Genomic DNA, 14,636 nt, shown 5'->3' on the forward strand with positions numbered 1-14,636 from the left:
TGTTACCTCTTGCGCAATACATACACACGCCACATGGCGTACAGCGGTATGAAGTCCAGGGACTCCTGGACACGGAAACCGGCTTGCTCAAACTCTGCTTCAACAGTAGCAGCCGGTAACACAAATCTGTTTTGGTAACCTTCCTGCTCACCCTTCTTGCGCCGCTGATCTTCGAGGCGCTTGCGTTTCCAGGCTTTGAAATTGCCATCGACCCACAGCGAAATGATCACGCTGTCGCGGGTAACACGCTGAAACTCCCGCAATATCGCCAGTCGGTGCGCCGGATCACCAATGTGGTGCAACAAGCGCATACAGAAAATGCTGTCGACCGAGTTATCCGGCAAATCGATATCAAAGGCAGATGTCTGCAAGGGTCGTACCCGTTTCACCACATCCGCAGGTTGGGCGACGGTTGCAACCTTCAACATCGATGCCGAATTGTCCGCACCGATAATCACACGGTTGGGTTTTTCCGCCAGCAACGGCCAGAAGCGCCCCGCCCCACAGGGCAAGTCCAGCACCAGGCCAGGCTCACCCGCCATCGCCAGCGCGCCACGGGCCAATTGCTCGTCGCGTTTGTGGGACAACCGGCGGGCCAGATTGTCCTGATGCTTGAGCAAATATTCGTGGGCGTGTTCGTCGTCGTACTTTTCGGAAAATTCGAGCTTGATGGGGTCAGACATCACAGGTCTCCAGTGACTGATGCCTACCACCTTAGGCAGCGAACTGTGATCAACAGGTCAACCGTGTGTGAAAAACTTGTCCTGTCCAATCCCATACATTTCAAGACTTTACAGACACATTCAGTAGCATGGGGCCATCTTCGCCGAATGACGGGAATGTCTGGCAGGATAGCGGCAGGGTGAGCGGTCAGGCCTTGACCTGACTCAACTCGACATGAAAGCGACAGCCATTGGGCTCCATGGTGCTGAGGCTGACGCTCCAGCCCTGGTTCTCGCAGATACGCTGGACCAGTGACAAACCCAACCCCAGGCCTTCACCGCGCTTTTCGCTGCCGCGCACGAACGGCTCGAACATCGCTTCGCGCTTGTCTTCGGGAATGCCGACCCCCGAGTCCTCCACCACAAAACCATTGGGTTCAAGTGTGAGCCGGATAAAACCGTGCTCGGTGTAGTGCAAGGCATTGCGCAACAGGTTGCCCATCACCGCATGCAGGAAGGTGGTGTTGTAACGCGTGTCCAGCGGGTTGCCCGGCTGGTAGATCAGCTCCAGGCCCTTGCGCTCGATTTGCTCACGCCAGATGCCGAGCAAATCGTCCGCCACTTGTGTCAGGGTGACCTGAGGCGACATGGCCGCCTCGTTATGCTGGGCACGGGCCAGCATCAGGAAGGTCTGCACCAGTTCACGCATTTCTTCACAGGCCCGAGCAATACGCAGCACCTGGTTACGCCCGCGCTGGTCGATGGCTGGGTTTTCCAACAGCAGTTCACAGGAGCTGGCCAGCACCATCAAGGGCGTGCGCAATTCGTGGCTTACGTCGCTGGTAAACATTTGCTCACGGGACAGCGCCTGGCGCAGGCGCCCCAGGGTGGCATCGAAGGCCACGGCCAGCTCACCGACTTCATCGGCGGCATAGTCCGGCGCCAGGGGCGGCGCCAGGCCCAGCAACTGGTCGCGATGCCGCACTTGGCGCGCCAGGCGCACCACCGGTGCCATCACTTTGCGCGCCAGCACCCAACCGAGGAACACTGCCAGCGCCAGGCTGAGCACAAAGCCCACCAGCACCACGGCGAACAGCACGCGCTCGCGCTCTTCGAAATCGCTTTGGTCTTGCAGCAGCACATAGCGACGGCCGTCGATCACTTCGACCATGGCGTGGTAGGACAGCGACTCGCGAAACACCTCATGAAAGCCCGGCTCCAGGTGCCGCAGGTCCTTGGGCAACTCGAAATCACCCGGACCACCGCTGAAGTAGAACAACTGGTCCGGCTCCGGCCGGTGGTTCCAGTCCTCGACGCTGTCCATCAACAGCAGCCGCTGCAGGTCACCACCCAAACCCGCCGAAATCAGCTTCTCTTCCACCAGATGCACGGTGGCGACGATGCCCATGGCGAAGGCCCCCGCCACTAACGCGCTCATCAGGGCAAAGGCAATGATGATCCGCTGGGCAAGGCTTTGCTTAAACTCCATCACGACCCTCGGCCAGGCGATAGCCGACGCCGTGCACCGTTTGCAGCAACGGCTTGGCAAAGGGTTTATCGATCACTTGGCGCAATTGGTGGACGTGGCTGCGCAGGCTGTCGCTGTCCGGGCAGTCATCGCCCCACAACGCTTCTTCGAGCACTTCCCGACGCAGCACGTGCGGGCTCTTCTGCATCAGTACCGCCAGCAGCTTGAGGCCGACCGGGTTGAGCTTGAGCAGACGCCCTTCACGGGTGACCTCCAGTGTGTCGAGGTCATAATTCAGGTCGGCCACTTGCAGGGCACGGCGTCCGCCGCCTTGGGCACGGCGCAGCACCGCTTCGATGCGCGCGGCCAGCTCCGACAGGGCAAACGGTTTGAGCAGGTAGTCATCGGCGCCGGACTTGAAGCCCTGCAGCCGGTCATCAAGTTGGTCGCGAGCGGTGAGCATGATCACCGGCGTATCGCGGCGTGCGTCTTCGCGCAGGCGTTTGCAGAGGGTGTAGCCATCGATACCGGGCAGCATGATGTCGAGCACAATCAGGTCGTAGTGCTCGGTGGCCGCCAGGTGCAGGCCCGACAAGCCGTCCTGCGCACAGTCAACGGTGTAGCCCTTCAGCCCCAGGTAATCAGCCAGGTTGGCCAGAATATCGCGGTTGTCTTCAACCAATAAAATTCGCATGGGCAGTGTCTCCGTACGCGGTAACGGCCGTGTTGGCTCGCGCAGCTTAAGGCCAAGTGTGGCCTACGGCTAGGGCGGTGCGACCACTCTATAAGTTTTTTCAACCAACTGGAGGGCTTCACGAGTTTTTCACTATCGCTTCACCCGGCACCCACACGAAGGCTGTCAGGATGTCGTCGCCACGCCTGGCAAAAAACAGGCAAAAAAAGCCCCGCCTGCATCACTGCAGGCGGGGCTTTTAGGTTAGCCGGGTAAGGCTGGCTTACATCATGCCGCCCATGCCACCCATGCCGCCCATGTCTGGCATACCGCCGCCAGCGCCTTCAGCCTTCGGCTTGTCAGCAATCGCAACTTCGGTGGTCAGCAACAGACCAGCAATCGAAGCGGCTGCCTGCAGGGCCGAACGAGTCACCTTGGTTGGATCCAGGATGCCCATTTCGACCATGTCGCCGTATTCGCTGGTTGCAGCGTTGTAACCGTAGTTACCTTTGCCGTTCTTCACTTCGTTGACCACAACACTTGGCTCGTCGCCGCTGTTGGAAGCAATCTGGCGCAGTGGGGATTCAACGGCGCGACGCAGAACAGCGATACCGACGTTCTGGTCAGCGTTGTCGCCTTTCAGGTCAACCAGGGCTTCCAGAGCACGGATCAGCGCGACGCCACCGCCAGGTACCACGCCTTCTTCAACGGCTGCACGGGTTGCGTGCAGGGCGTCTTCAACGCGGGCTTTTTTCTCTTTCATTTCAACTTCGGAACCAGCGCCAACCTTGATCACTGCTACGCCGCCGGACAGCTTGGCCAGACGCTCTTGCAGTTTTTCACGGTCGTAGTCCGAGGAAGTCTCGGCAACCTGGGCGCGGATCTGAGTGATGCGCGACTGGATGTCGCCGTCAACGCCAGCACCGTCAACGATGATGGTGTTTTCCTTGGAGATGGTCACGCGCTTGGCGCTACCCAGGTTTTCCAGGGTGGCGCTTTCCAGGCTCAGGCCGATCTCTTCGGAGATAACGGTACCGCCGGTCAGGACAGCGATGTCCTGCAGCATGGCCTTGCGACGGTCGCCGAAGCCTGGAGCCTTGACGGCTGCAACCTTGACGATGCCACGCATGTTGTTCACAACCAGCGTCGCCAGGGCTTCGCCTTCAACGTCTTCGGAAACGATCAGCAGTGGGCGGCCGGCTTTGGCAACGGCTTCCAGCACTGGCAGCATTTCGCGGATGTTGGAGATCTTTTTGTCGACCAGCAGGATCAGCGGGCTTTCCAGCTCGGCAACCATGGTTTCTGGCTTGTTGACGAAGTACGGGGACAGGTAGCCACGGTCGAACTGCATGCCTTCTACAACCGACAGTTCGTTTTCCAGGCCAGTGCCTTCTTCAACGGTGATCACGCCTTCTTTACCGACTTTTTCCATGGCTTCGGCAATGATGTCGCCGATGGAGCTGTCGGAGTTGGCGGAGATGGTGCCTACCTGAGCGATAGCCTTGGTGTCAGCGCATGGCTTGGACAGGTTTTTCAGCTCGGCAACAACAGCGATGGTCGCCTTGTCGATGCCGCGCTTGAGGTCCATCGGGTTCATGCCGGCAGCGACGGCTTTCAGGCCTTCGTTGACGATCGACTGAGCCAGGACGGTAGCGGTGGTGGTGCCGTCGCCTGCGTCATCGTTGGCACGGGAGGCAACGTCTTTGACCAGCTGCGCGCCCATGTTTTCGAAACGGTCTTCCAGTTCGATTTCTTTTGCTACGGAAACGCCGTCCTTGGTGATGGTCGGAGCGCCGAAGCTCTTCTCGATGATCACGTTACGGCCTTTAGGGCCCAGGGTCGCTTTTACTGCGTCAGCCAGGATGTTGACACCGGTGAGCATTTTTTTACGGGCGGAATCGCCGAATTTAACTTCTTTAGCAGCCATGATCGATATTCCTTAAATACTTTGTAGTAACGGGAAAATGAGCGGGGAAATCAGTCTTCCAGAACAGCGAGAATCTCGTTCTCAGCCATAACCAGCAGGTCTTCGCCATCAACTTTCACAGTGTTGCTGCCGGAGTAAGGGCCGAATACAACCTTGTCACCGACTTTAACGGCCAGCGCACGCACATCACCGTTTTCCAGAGTCTTGCCTGGGCCTGCAGCGACGATCACACCGTGGTTGGCTTTTTCAGCAGCCGAACCTGGCAGAACGATACCGCCAGCGGTTTTCTTTTCTTCTTCGCTGCGACGGATTACGACGCGGTCGTGCAGAGGACGAAGCTTGCTCATTGTCGATCTCTCCTAATTGTGTTTTTCATCGGCCGGTGTCAGTACCGGCAGGTTGTTATCCGGCGGTGCCGGTCGCGCCTCGCCAGGCAAGACGCGGAAGTCTGTCTGGTGTTGCCACCAGAAACCTTGCGGTGACCGTTACATAAGGGCGCGTAAGCTTATTACAAGGGCGCTCGGCGGAATTTTTTTGCAGCTGCCGAGCGATAAAAGCAACACGGCACCCCAGGGTGCCGTGCCAATCAAGCGGTTATTTGCTGTCGCGGTGTTCGAACTCAACTTCGATCACATCACCTTCACGCCCCAACGGCTGGCGCGGAGCCGGGCCGCCACGGGGTTGCAGGTCGTCGGCAAACGCACGCTGGCGGATCGCCGCCTCTTCGGCGCGCTGACGCATCTTGCCGGCCAGCAGCTTGCGGGTGAACGGCAAGAGCAGGAACAGCCCGAGCACATCGCTGACGAAACCCGGCAGGATCAACAGGCCACCGGCCAGGGCCATCATCAGGCCTTCAAGCATGGTCTGGGCCGGCAGTTCGCCGCGGTTCAGGCTTTCACGGGCACGCAGTGCCGTGGCCAGGCCGGCGACGCGCAGCACCAGGACGCCGAGCATCGAGCCAAGAATGATCAGCAACAGGGCCGGGAAAAAACCGATCGCACTGCTGACTTGAACGAATACGAACAGCTCCAACACCGGGAACAGCAGAAAGAGCAATAAAAAAGGGCGCATCAAAAGGTTCCTCAACGCAAGAATGCCTTGCCAGTCCACCTTAGATGACGTCGCCATTATGTGAATTCAAGCGTCAGCCGCGGCTTTTTTCGGCCAGACGTCGGCGTGAGCCAGTGAAACCAAGGCTTCGCGCACTTGTGTCGGCGTGTTGCAAGACTCGGCAAACGGCAGCCAGTGCAAGGATTGGCCGATGCGCAGGTGCATGCCTTCGCTGTCGATGCCGGCCAGTTGCGCGGGCTCGGAAGTCGGCAGGCCGGCAAGCTGAACGTAATGGGTGATAGCCTGGGTGTGATCGCTGTTCATGTGATCGATCATGCTGCGCTCGGCCTTGCCCGCGAATGGATTGGCCAGGTTCAACTGATCGACCCAGTGAATCGCGCCAAAGCCGCCGATGTAACGGTGGCGCACCGGCTTGAGCACCCAGAAGTCAAAGTCATGGGCCTTGTGGTAGTTGGCGGAATCGGGGAAGTAGCGGTAATAGCGTTCGGCGGCGGCTTCGATGGCGGCGCCCTCCTCCAGCTTCTCGGCTTCGGCCAGATAGGTCAGGCGCCCCACTGCCTGCACATCATCGGCCTCGCGTTCGCCGACCAGCAGCGAGCACTTCGGGTCTTTTTGCAGGTTGTGGGTGTGCTGGGCAATACGGCTGATCAGGATCAGCGGGCGGCCCTGCTCGTCCAGGCAGTACGGCACGACCGAGCCGAAGGGGAATCCTGGCATGGCTTTGGATTGTGTGGCGAGAGCCCCACGGTATTCCTTGAGCAACAGCTCTCGGGCGTTCTTGGCAACGTGCGCGCTCAACGTATGACTCCTCGGGTATTCCGCCGCCCACAGCATATGGGAATGGATCTCAACACAAGGTAATCAATATACGCGCAGGTTGCCAGCGGCTCTGTGTTACCAGGCCACGCCGAAGCCTGCGGTGTAGCGGGTCTTGCTCAAGCTGCTTTCCGAATCGCCACTGATGACGTCGCGCTCGGCCTTGAGATTGAGGGAGGCCCATTCGGTGACCTTGTAGCGCAGGCCCATCTCGGCATCCAGGGAATAATCCACAGGCCCGTCGATAGGACGGCCCAATTCACCGGTGGTAAAGAACTCGACTGTCTTGCCCACCAGATAGCGGTTGTAATTCCACTTCATGGCCACCGAGTAGAAATTGTCCTTGCCGCCCGTGGCGTATTCATAGTCGGTGCGGTTGACCAGCGAGCCAAGGGAGAACGCGCCCAGCTCATCATCCCAGAACTGATAGCCCGGGCCGGTACCGACTGTGCGTTGGCGCGCGAGGTCTTCAACCTTGTCGCGCTTGTAGGTCAGGCGCCCCTGCCAGAACCAGTGTTCGGTGAGGAATCGGTCCAGGTCGTATTCCAGGGCCCAGTTGTCCGTGGTGGTGACATCGTCCTGAAACTCGCGGTTGTATTCGCCCTGGCCGGTGTGACGCCATTGGCCATGACGCGCCGTGGTCTTGAAGTCGATGTCGTAGTCGTTGGTGTCGTTTTCGGCACGCTTGTAGTCCAGCGCCAGGTCGACATTACCCTTCCACACCAGGTCTTCGATCACCGGCTTTGGCTTGATGATCTGCTGGATGCTGGCCAGGTCAACGGTCTTCGGCGCCTCGCCATTGGCCAACACCACTTTGCCATCGTCTGCGGCCTTCAGGGATTTCGCCTTTTCGCCGGTGTAGGCGTCCTGCTTGACCAGCAATTCCTGGTCGCTTTCCAGGGTCTTGACCTGCTTCCAGTCCACCGGGATGGCGCCGGCATAGTCAGTCTGGATCAGTAATTTGCCACCGTCGAAGACCTTGATTTTGCCGGTCAGGCGGTCACCGTTTTTCAACCAGACCGTATCGGCAAGCAAGGGCGTGGAGGCACTGAGGACAGCGAGGCACAGCAGGGTTCTGGACAACATAAGCGGATAAGGAGCTCAGGGTTGGCGAAAAGGGGCGGTTATCGTGTTAGATAGCTAGGACTGACTCAAGGTTTTGTGTTGAGTTCAATTCTCATCGCCATGTTTACAGACGTTTCTTACAGATAGACAGACGATTTCAACGGATAGCTGCTCAGTGAACCTCTCTGCCGACACCCCGCAAAGCCCCGCCGAGATGCGCCGCACCGCGCTGTACCTGACCTTGGCGCAAGTCCCCGCCGGCTGCGTGGTGAGCTACGGCGAGCTGGCGCAACTGGCGGGCTTGGGACGCGCCGCCCGCTGGGTGGGACGCACCTTGAGCCAGCTTCCCGAAGGCACCACATTGCCCTGGCACCGCGTGCTGGGTGCCGGTGGTCGGATAAGTCTGCCGGTGGGCAGCGTCTCGGGCGACGAGCAGCGCGCGCGTTTGCGCGATGAGGGCGTGACTGTCCGCAATAATCGCGTGGATATTCAGCGCCATGGCTGGCGCCCGGTAGAGCACAGCGGTTAGAGTGCGCGCTTTGTTTCCGCGAACCTGAGGCAGACTCCAGCCCATGCCCCGTAAAACCTGGCGCGCCGCGCTCGCCGCCTATGCCAGCCCCTCGACGTTAGTCCTGTTGTTGCTCGGCTTTGCCGCCGGCCTGCCTTACATGTTGGTGTTCTCGACGCTTTCGGTGTGGTTGCGCGAGGCCGGTGTGGCCCGCGAGACCATTGGCTACGCGAGCCTGATCGGCCTGGCGTACGCCTTCAAGTGGGTCTGGTCGCCGCTGCTCGACCAATGGCGCCTGCCGCTGCTCGGCAAACTTGGACGACGTCGTTCCTGGTTGGTATTGGCCCAATCGCTGGTGATCCTCGGATTGATTGGCATGGGTTTCTGCGACCCGCAGAAACACTTGTCCTGGCTGATCGCGATTGCCGTCGTCGTTGCCTTCGCGTCCGCCACCCAGGACATCGCGGTCGACGCCTATCGCCTGGAAATCGCCGACGATAGCCGCCAGGCCGCACTGGCCGCCAGCTATATGTCCGGCTACCGCATCGCCGCCCTGCTCGCCACGGCGGGCGCGCTGTTCTTTGCCGAAGGCTTCGGCTCCACCGGTTTCAACTATAAACACTCGGCGTGGACTGGCACCTATGTGCTGTTCGGCGTGCTGATGGTCCCCGCGCTGCTGACCACCCTGTTCATGCGCGAACCGAATGTGCCACTGCGCACCCAGTTGCAGGCCGGGCGCTACAGCTTCATGCATCAACTGATGTCGGTGTTTGTGCTGATCGTGCTGCTGGTGTCCGTACCCGCCATGTTTACCCAGCTGTACAACACCGACTTCGCTAGCGTGCTGTTCCACGACACCAGCGTGTGGGACCTGCTGATGGAAGACCGCGCATTCCTGCGCGCCATTCTCTATATCACCCTCACCGCCCTGTGCCTCTCGACCATGGGCCGTCGCGGCCTGGCGCCCGTGCTCACGCCGGTCAACGACTTTATCCTGCGCTACCGCTGGCAGGCATTGCTGTTGCTCGGACTGATTGCCACCTATCGCATGTCCGACACGGTGATGGGCGTGATGGCCAACGTGTTCTATATCGACCAGGGCTTCACCAAGGACCAGATCGCCGGGGTCAGCAAGATCTTCGGCCTGATCATGACCCTGCTCGGCGCCGGCATGGGCGGCCTGCTGATTGTGCGCTTCGGCATCCTGCCGATCCTGTTCATCGGCGGCGTGGCGTCGGCCGGTACCAACCTGCTGTTCGTGATGCTCGCCGACATGGGCCCGGACCTGCAGATGCTGATCTTCACCATCTCCCTGGATAACTTCAGCTCCGGCCTTGCCACGTCGGCGTTTGTGGCCTATCTGTCGAGCCTGACCAACCTCAAGTTTTCCGCCACCCAATATGCGCTGCTCAGTTCGATCATGCTGCTGCTGCCGCGCCTGATCGGTGGGTATTCGGGGGTGATGGTTGAGAAGTTCGGGTACCACAACTTCTTCCTGATCACCTGCATGCTGGGCGTGCCGACGCTGCTGTTGATTGCGCTGCACTGGTATCAGGAAAATCGGCGGATTCGGTTGAATCCCCCGCAGGAAGACTGACACCAGCCGGACAATGTGCGAGGGGGTTTGCCACCGATGGCAGAGTGTCAGTCAGCTTATACATAGCTGACACACCGCAATCGGGGGCAAGCCCCCTCCCACATTAGCCTGCACACCCCTCTGCATTCTGATGCCTGTACTCCAGCAGTTTGCGCCCGTACAATCCCAAGTCATTTCAAGTCCAAGCAACCGACAACGGCCTACCATGCGTACCAGTCAATATTTGCTCGCCACACAGAAAGAAACGCCTTCCGACGCGGTTGTGATCAGCCATCAGCTGATGCTGCGCGCCGGCATGATCCGCAAACTGGCCTCCGGCCTGTACACCTGGCTGCCCATGGGCTTGAAGGTGATGCGCAAGGTCGAAGCCATCGTTCGTGAAGAAATGAACGCCGCCGGCTCTCTCGAAGTGTTGATGCCGAGCACCCAACCGGCTGAGCTGTGGCAGGAATCCGGGCGCTGGGAAGAGTACGGCCCTGAGTTGCTGCGCTTCAAGGACCGTCACGGCCGCGACTTCTGCGCCGGCCCGACCCACGAAGAAGTGATCACCGACCTGATGCGCAACGAGCTGAGCAGCTACAAGCAGCTGCCGCTGAACCTGTATCAGATCCAGACCAAATTCCGTGATGAAATCCGCCCACGCTTCGGTTTGATGCGCGGCCGCGAATTCATCATGAAGGACGCCTATTCGTTCCACGCTGACCAGGCATCGCTGCAGGCCACCTACGACCGCATGCACCAGGCCTACTGCAACGTGTTCACGCGCCTGGGCCTGAAGTTCCGCGCGGTTGAAGCGGACAACGGCTCCATCGGCGGTGCTGGTTCCCACGAGTTCCACGTACTGGCTGAGTCTGGCGAAGACGATATCGCGTTCAGCAACGGTTCCGACTACGCGGCGAACATCGAGAAAGCCGAAGCCGTGCCACGTGAAACCTCGCGTGCAGCACCGGCTGAAGAGCTGCGCCTGGTGGACACGCCAGAGACCAAGACCATCGCGGCCCTGGTGGAAAAATTCAATCTGCCGATTGAAAAGACCATCAAGACCCTGATCGTGCGCGCCGAGGAAGAAGGCAAGCTGATCGCCCTGGTGATCCGTGGCGACCACGAACTCAACGAAATCAAGGCTGCCCAGCAACCTGGCGTAGCCAGCCCGCTGGTCATGGCCACCGATGACGAACTGCGCAACGCCATTGGCGCCAGCGCCGGCTCCCTCGGCCCGTTGAACCTGCCGCTGCCGATCATCATCGACCGTTCGGTCGAGCTGATGAGCGACTTCGGCATCGGCGCGAACATCGACGACAAGCACTACTTCGGCGTGAACTGGGAACGTGACCTGCCGGTTCCGACCGTGGCCGACCTGCGCAACGTGGTTGCAGGGGACCCGAGCCCGGATGGCAAGGGTACCCTGGAAATCAAGCGCGGCATCGAAGTCGGGCACATCTTCCAGCTGGGTAACAAGTACAGCAAGGCGATGAAGTGCGAAGTGCTGGGCGAGAACGGCAAGCCGATCACTCTGGACATGGGCTGCTACGGCATCGGCGTATCCCGCGTGGTTGCAGCTGCCATCGAGCAGAACAACGACGAGAAAGGCATCATCTGGAGCGACACCCTGGCGCCGTTCCAGATCGCCCTGGTACCGCTGCGTTATGAAACCGAGCAAGTACGCGAAGCCACCGACAAACTGTATGCCGAACTGACGGCCGCCGGTTTTGAAGTGTTGCTCGATGACCGGGACAAGAAAACCAGCCCGGGCATCAAGTTCGCCGACATGGAGCTGATTGGCATCCCGCACCGGATCGTGGTCAGTGACCGCGGCCTGGCCGATGGCAATCTGGAATACAAGAGCCGGACCGAAGCCGAAGCCCAACCGTTGCCGGTGGCTGACGTGCTGTCTTTCCTTCAGGCGCGTATTCGTCGCTGAAAACCAGATCAAGAGAAGTCATGTTCAAGCGAAACACCAGAGCCCTGGGGGGCGCCGCCTTGTGCGGCGCCCTGCTGGTCAGCGGCTGCGCCAACCAGATGTCACAACGCAGTGAGCACGAGGAGCGGGTCGAGCGTAAGTTGCTCGACCACAGCCTGCAGATCGATGTAGGCGAGCCTAAAGTGCTGGAGCTGCCGCAACGCCGGGTTCGCATTCACGAGCAGAAGACCTTCGAGGTCACCGAGTTCGAAGTCACCCGTCGTTACGACCGCTACACGCCCTACCAGCCCTGGCGCAAACTCTATGAGCTGCCCCTGGGTGCGGTGGCTTTGGTGGCGGGCGCGGGTGCCAACGTGGCGAATATCTTCGCCCTCGGCAACTTGCCGACCAGCATGACCCACGACTGGCTGAGCTACGGCGTGGACGGCCTCAACCCGTTCATGAACGTGCAATCCCACGGCCGCGCGCAACAGAACCTGGCGGGTATCGATGAAGTCCAGCGTGATAAACGTGTGGAGTATTCGAGCTTGCCCTGGAGCGAACGACCGGTACAGGTGACTGCCGGCAAAAAGATCCACGAGCTGACCACCGACCGCAACGGCGTGCTGCGCCTGAACCTGTTGGACAGCCCGTTTGCCGAGCAAGACCTGAACCGCGTCACGACCTTGAAGATCAGCGTGGAAGATGGCCAGGACGACGTGCATTCGGACTCGACCCTGGCCATCAGCAGCACCTTGCGTGGCAAGCTGCTGGAAGCCCACGGCCTGATCTACGACGACCTGGAAGATGACGAAGTCAGCCAGTGGGTGCACCGGGTCAAGCGCCTGTCGGAGCTGGGCCTGGAAGAAGAAGCCAGTGAACTGGAACAAAGCCTGATCGAACTGACCCGCAATGATCCGGAGTTGCAGCAGGAATTTCTGCAGGCGTTGACCAAGGATGCAGGGCGGCTGGTGGCAGATCCCGGCGCACGCTAAGCCTTAGGCCATGTGAAGATCCAAATGTGGGAGCGGGCTTGCCCCCTCCCACATTTTGCTCCCGGTTTCTACCAGGAGAACTCCAGCTGTTCATTGCCATTGCTCAAATCCAGCAACCGCACCCCAATTCCCAGCAACCGCACCGGTTTCCCTCCGCGATTAAACGCCTGGGTCATCAGCTGTTGATAACTCTCCAGATCCCTCCCCGCCCCGGCCTGCTCCAAGGTCGTTTGGGTAAAGTCATGAAACTTCACCTTAACGAATGGCTTGCCCGCACGGTAACTGCTGTCGATGCGCGCCATGCGCCCCGCCAGGGTTTCCAGCAGCTCAGGGAGTTTTTCCAGGCAGCTTGAGAGATCCGGCAGGTCCACATCGTAGGTATTTTCCACACTGATCGATTGCCGACGGTTGTCGTTCTGCACAATGCGCTCGTCAATCCCACGGGCCAGGTTCCAAAGCCGTTCACCAAAACTGCCGAATTCGCGCACCAGCGCCAGCTTGTTCCACTCGCGCAGTTGCAGGCAGTCTTCAATACCCAAACGTGCCAGCTTGTCGGCCGTGACCTTGCCCACGCCGTGCAACTTGCTGACGCGCAACTGAGAGACAAAATCTTCGACCTGGTCCGGCGTAATCACGAACAGGCCGTTGGGCTTTTTCCAGTCGCTGGCGATCTTGGCCAGGAATTTGTTCGGCGCCACGCCTGCCGACACGGTGATATGCAACTGGTTGGACACGCGGCGGCGAATATCCTGGGCGATGCGCGTGGCGCTGCCGCCAAAATGTGGGCTGTCGGACACGTCCAGATAGGCCTCATCCAAGGACAATGGCTCGATCAGGTCGGTGTAGTCGCGAAAGATCGTCTGGATTTCCTTCAACGCTTCCTTATAGGCATCCATACGCGGCTTGACGATGGTCAGGTCCGGGCAGAGCTTCAACGCATGGCGCGACGACATGGCCGAACGCACGCCATACGCCCGCGCCTCGTAATTGCACGTAGCGATCACGCCCCGTCGGTCCGCCGAGCCGCCCACCGCCAGCGGTTTTTGCGCCAGGCTCGGGTTATCGCGCATCTCGATGGCGGCGTAGAAGCAATCACAGTCGACGTGGATGATTTTGCGCTGCGTCATATATAGAAGGGGTGAAATCCAACGGGCGGGCAGTATCGCACTCACCCCTGTATATAGCACCAGTAGTTTGAATCTTCCGCCTGAGCGGTAGGAAATTTCACAGATGAATTTATTTTCTCAATCGAAATCAGCATCCCGATAGAGCCAAAACCCTTGGCCCGACTGGCCCGCGCAGCCCATATACGCCCATATGGAGAGCTAACCGATTGAACAGCAAGCGCTTTTCTTCGAATCGCGGGTTGACACACTCGCGATCCTCTGTAGAATGCCGACACACAGACGCGGGATGGAGCAGTCTGGTAGCTCGTCGGGCTCATAACCCGAAGGTCGTCGGTTCAAATCCGGCTCCCGCAACCAAACATCAAAAAAGGCTACTCGAAAGAGTGGCCTTTTTTGTGCGTGGCTGTTTTTCAATCGGGGATCGCGTGAACTTCACTATGGGCTGCTTCGCAGCCCGGCGCGGGGCAAGCCCGCTCACCACAGCAAGCCCGCCGACCAAAAAGCGTTTTCAATCGTGAACTTAGGTTGCCTGGGCAGTTAATTCACACTTATTTGACTCATCGGTTGATTAACGGTTGACACCTCGCCGCTTGGCTGTAGAATGCCGCCCACAGACGCGGGATGGAGCAGTCTGGTAGCTCGTCGGGCTCATAACCCGAAGGTCGTCGGTTCAAATCCGGCTCCCGCAACCAAACATCAAAAAAGGCTACTCGAAAGAGTGGCCTTTTTTGTATCTGACGAAAAAGTTCTTCTGAAACAATGGCATGGCATCTTTCATGAAACCGTACACGGTTTGTGGAGTCCATCTCATCACACGCTATGCTTAC

General features: G+C 59.4%; 13 protein-coding genes and 2 tRNA genes. 6 read left to right on the forward strand and 9 right to left on the reverse strand.

The window, feature by feature from the left end; all coding sequences use genetic code 11:
• Positions 1 to 2: 2 nt before the first annotated feature.
• The 8 genes from AB3G88_RS22610 to AB3G88_RS22645 all read right to left on the reverse strand — a co-directional run bounded on the left by AB3G88_RS22610 (position 3) and on the right by AB3G88_RS22645 (position 7,703).
• Complete coding sequence (locus AB3G88_RS22610) at positions 3 to 683, reverse strand: class I SAM-dependent methyltransferase (RefSeq protein WP_099585551.1); 681 nt, start codon at positions 681 to 683, stop codon at positions 3 to 5.
• A 187-nt stretch (positions 684 to 870) separates the two neighbouring features.
• Positions 871 to 2,151: a sensor histidine kinase gene (locus tag AB3G88_RS22615; RefSeq protein WP_480451738.1), complete on the reverse strand. Its 1,281-nt coding sequence runs from the start codon at positions 2,149 to 2,151 to the stop codon at positions 871 to 873.
• Entirely contained in the window at positions 2,141 to 2,824 is a 684-nt protein-coding gene (gene colR, locus AB3G88_RS22620; RefSeq protein ID WP_027605482.1) for a two-component system response regulator ColR, read from the reverse strand. The genes AB3G88_RS22615 and colR overlap by 11 nt, the downstream gene beginning before the upstream one ends.
• 262 nt (positions 2,825 to 3,086) lie before the next feature.
• Complete coding sequence (gene groL / locus AB3G88_RS22625; RefSeq protein WP_099585553.1) at positions 3,087 to 4,730, reverse strand: chaperonin GroEL; 1,644 nt, start codon at positions 4,728 to 4,730, stop codon at positions 3,087 to 3,089.
• 50 nt (positions 4,731 to 4,780) lie between these two features.
• Positions 4,781 to 5,077 (reverse strand): co-chaperone GroES, encoded by a 297-nt coding sequence (locus tag AB3G88_RS22630; RefSeq protein ID WP_003175874.1) that lies wholly within the window; start codon positions 5,075 to 5,077, stop codon positions 4,781 to 4,783.
• Positions 5,078 to 5,324: 247 nt separating this feature from the next.
• On the reverse strand, positions 5,325 to 5,801 hold the full coding sequence (locus tag AB3G88_RS22635; protein WP_480451741.1) for an FxsA family protein: 477 nt from the start codon (positions 5,799 to 5,801) through the stop codon (positions 5,325 to 5,327).
• A 66-nt stretch (positions 5,802 to 5,867) separates the two neighbouring features.
• Positions 5,868 to 6,599, reverse strand: a complete 732-nt coding sequence (locus tag AB3G88_RS22640; RefSeq protein ID WP_480451743.1) for a HugZ family pyridoxamine 5'-phosphate oxidase — start codon at positions 6,597 to 6,599, stop codon at positions 5,868 to 5,870.
• A gap of 96 nt (positions 6,600 to 6,695) precedes the next feature.
• A complete protein-coding gene (locus AB3G88_RS22645; protein ID WP_099585556.1) occupies positions 6,696 to 7,703 on the reverse strand; it encodes a DUF481 domain-containing protein in 1,008 nt (335 codons plus the stop codon).
• Between the two features lie 193 nt (positions 7,704 to 7,896).
• Between AB3G88_RS22645 and AB3G88_RS22650 the strand changes: the two genes are divergently transcribed.
• The 4 genes from AB3G88_RS22650 (at position 7,897) to AB3G88_RS22665 (ending at position 12,682) form a co-directional block, all read left to right on the forward strand.
• Complete coding sequence (locus AB3G88_RS22650) at positions 7,897 to 8,211, forward strand: MGMT family protein (protein ID WP_178117154.1); 315 nt, start codon at positions 7,897 to 7,899, stop codon at positions 8,209 to 8,211.
• Between the two features lie 43 nt (positions 8,212 to 8,254).
• A complete protein-coding gene (locus AB3G88_RS22655) occupies positions 8,255 to 9,787 on the forward strand; it encodes an AmpG family muropeptide MFS transporter (RefSeq protein WP_099585558.1) in 1,533 nt (510 codons plus the stop codon).
• A gap of 205 nt (positions 9,788 to 9,992) precedes the next feature.
• Complete coding sequence (locus AB3G88_RS22660; protein WP_480451745.1) at positions 9,993 to 11,708, forward strand: proline--tRNA ligase; 1,716 nt, start codon at positions 9,993 to 9,995, stop codon at positions 11,706 to 11,708.
• A gap of 20 nt (positions 11,709 to 11,728) precedes the next feature.
• Entirely contained in the window at positions 11,729 to 12,682 is a 954-nt protein-coding gene (locus AB3G88_RS22665) for a hypothetical protein (RefSeq protein ID WP_099585560.1), read from the forward strand.
• 68 nt (positions 12,683 to 12,750) lie between these two features.
• On the opposite strand, the gene dinB is transcribed toward AB3G88_RS22665, so the two are convergent.
• The gene (gene dinB / locus AB3G88_RS22670; protein WP_480451747.1) at positions 12,751 to 13,809 is read right to left on the reverse strand and encodes a DNA polymerase IV; all 1,059 of its coding nucleotides are present in this window, start codon (positions 13,807 to 13,809) and stop codon (positions 12,751 to 12,753) included.
• Positions 13,810 to 14,089: 280 nt separating this feature from the next.
• Between dinB and AB3G88_RS22675 the strand changes: the two genes are divergently transcribed.
• Positions 14,090 to 14,166: transfer RNA gene (locus AB3G88_RS22675), tRNA-Met, on the forward strand.
• A 258-nt stretch (positions 14,167 to 14,424) separates the two neighbouring features.
• A tRNA-Met gene (locus AB3G88_RS22680) sits at positions 14,425 to 14,501 on the forward strand.
• Positions 14,502 to 14,636: the final 135 nt, after the last annotated feature.

The organism is Pseudomonas arvensis (assembly GCF_056688935.1).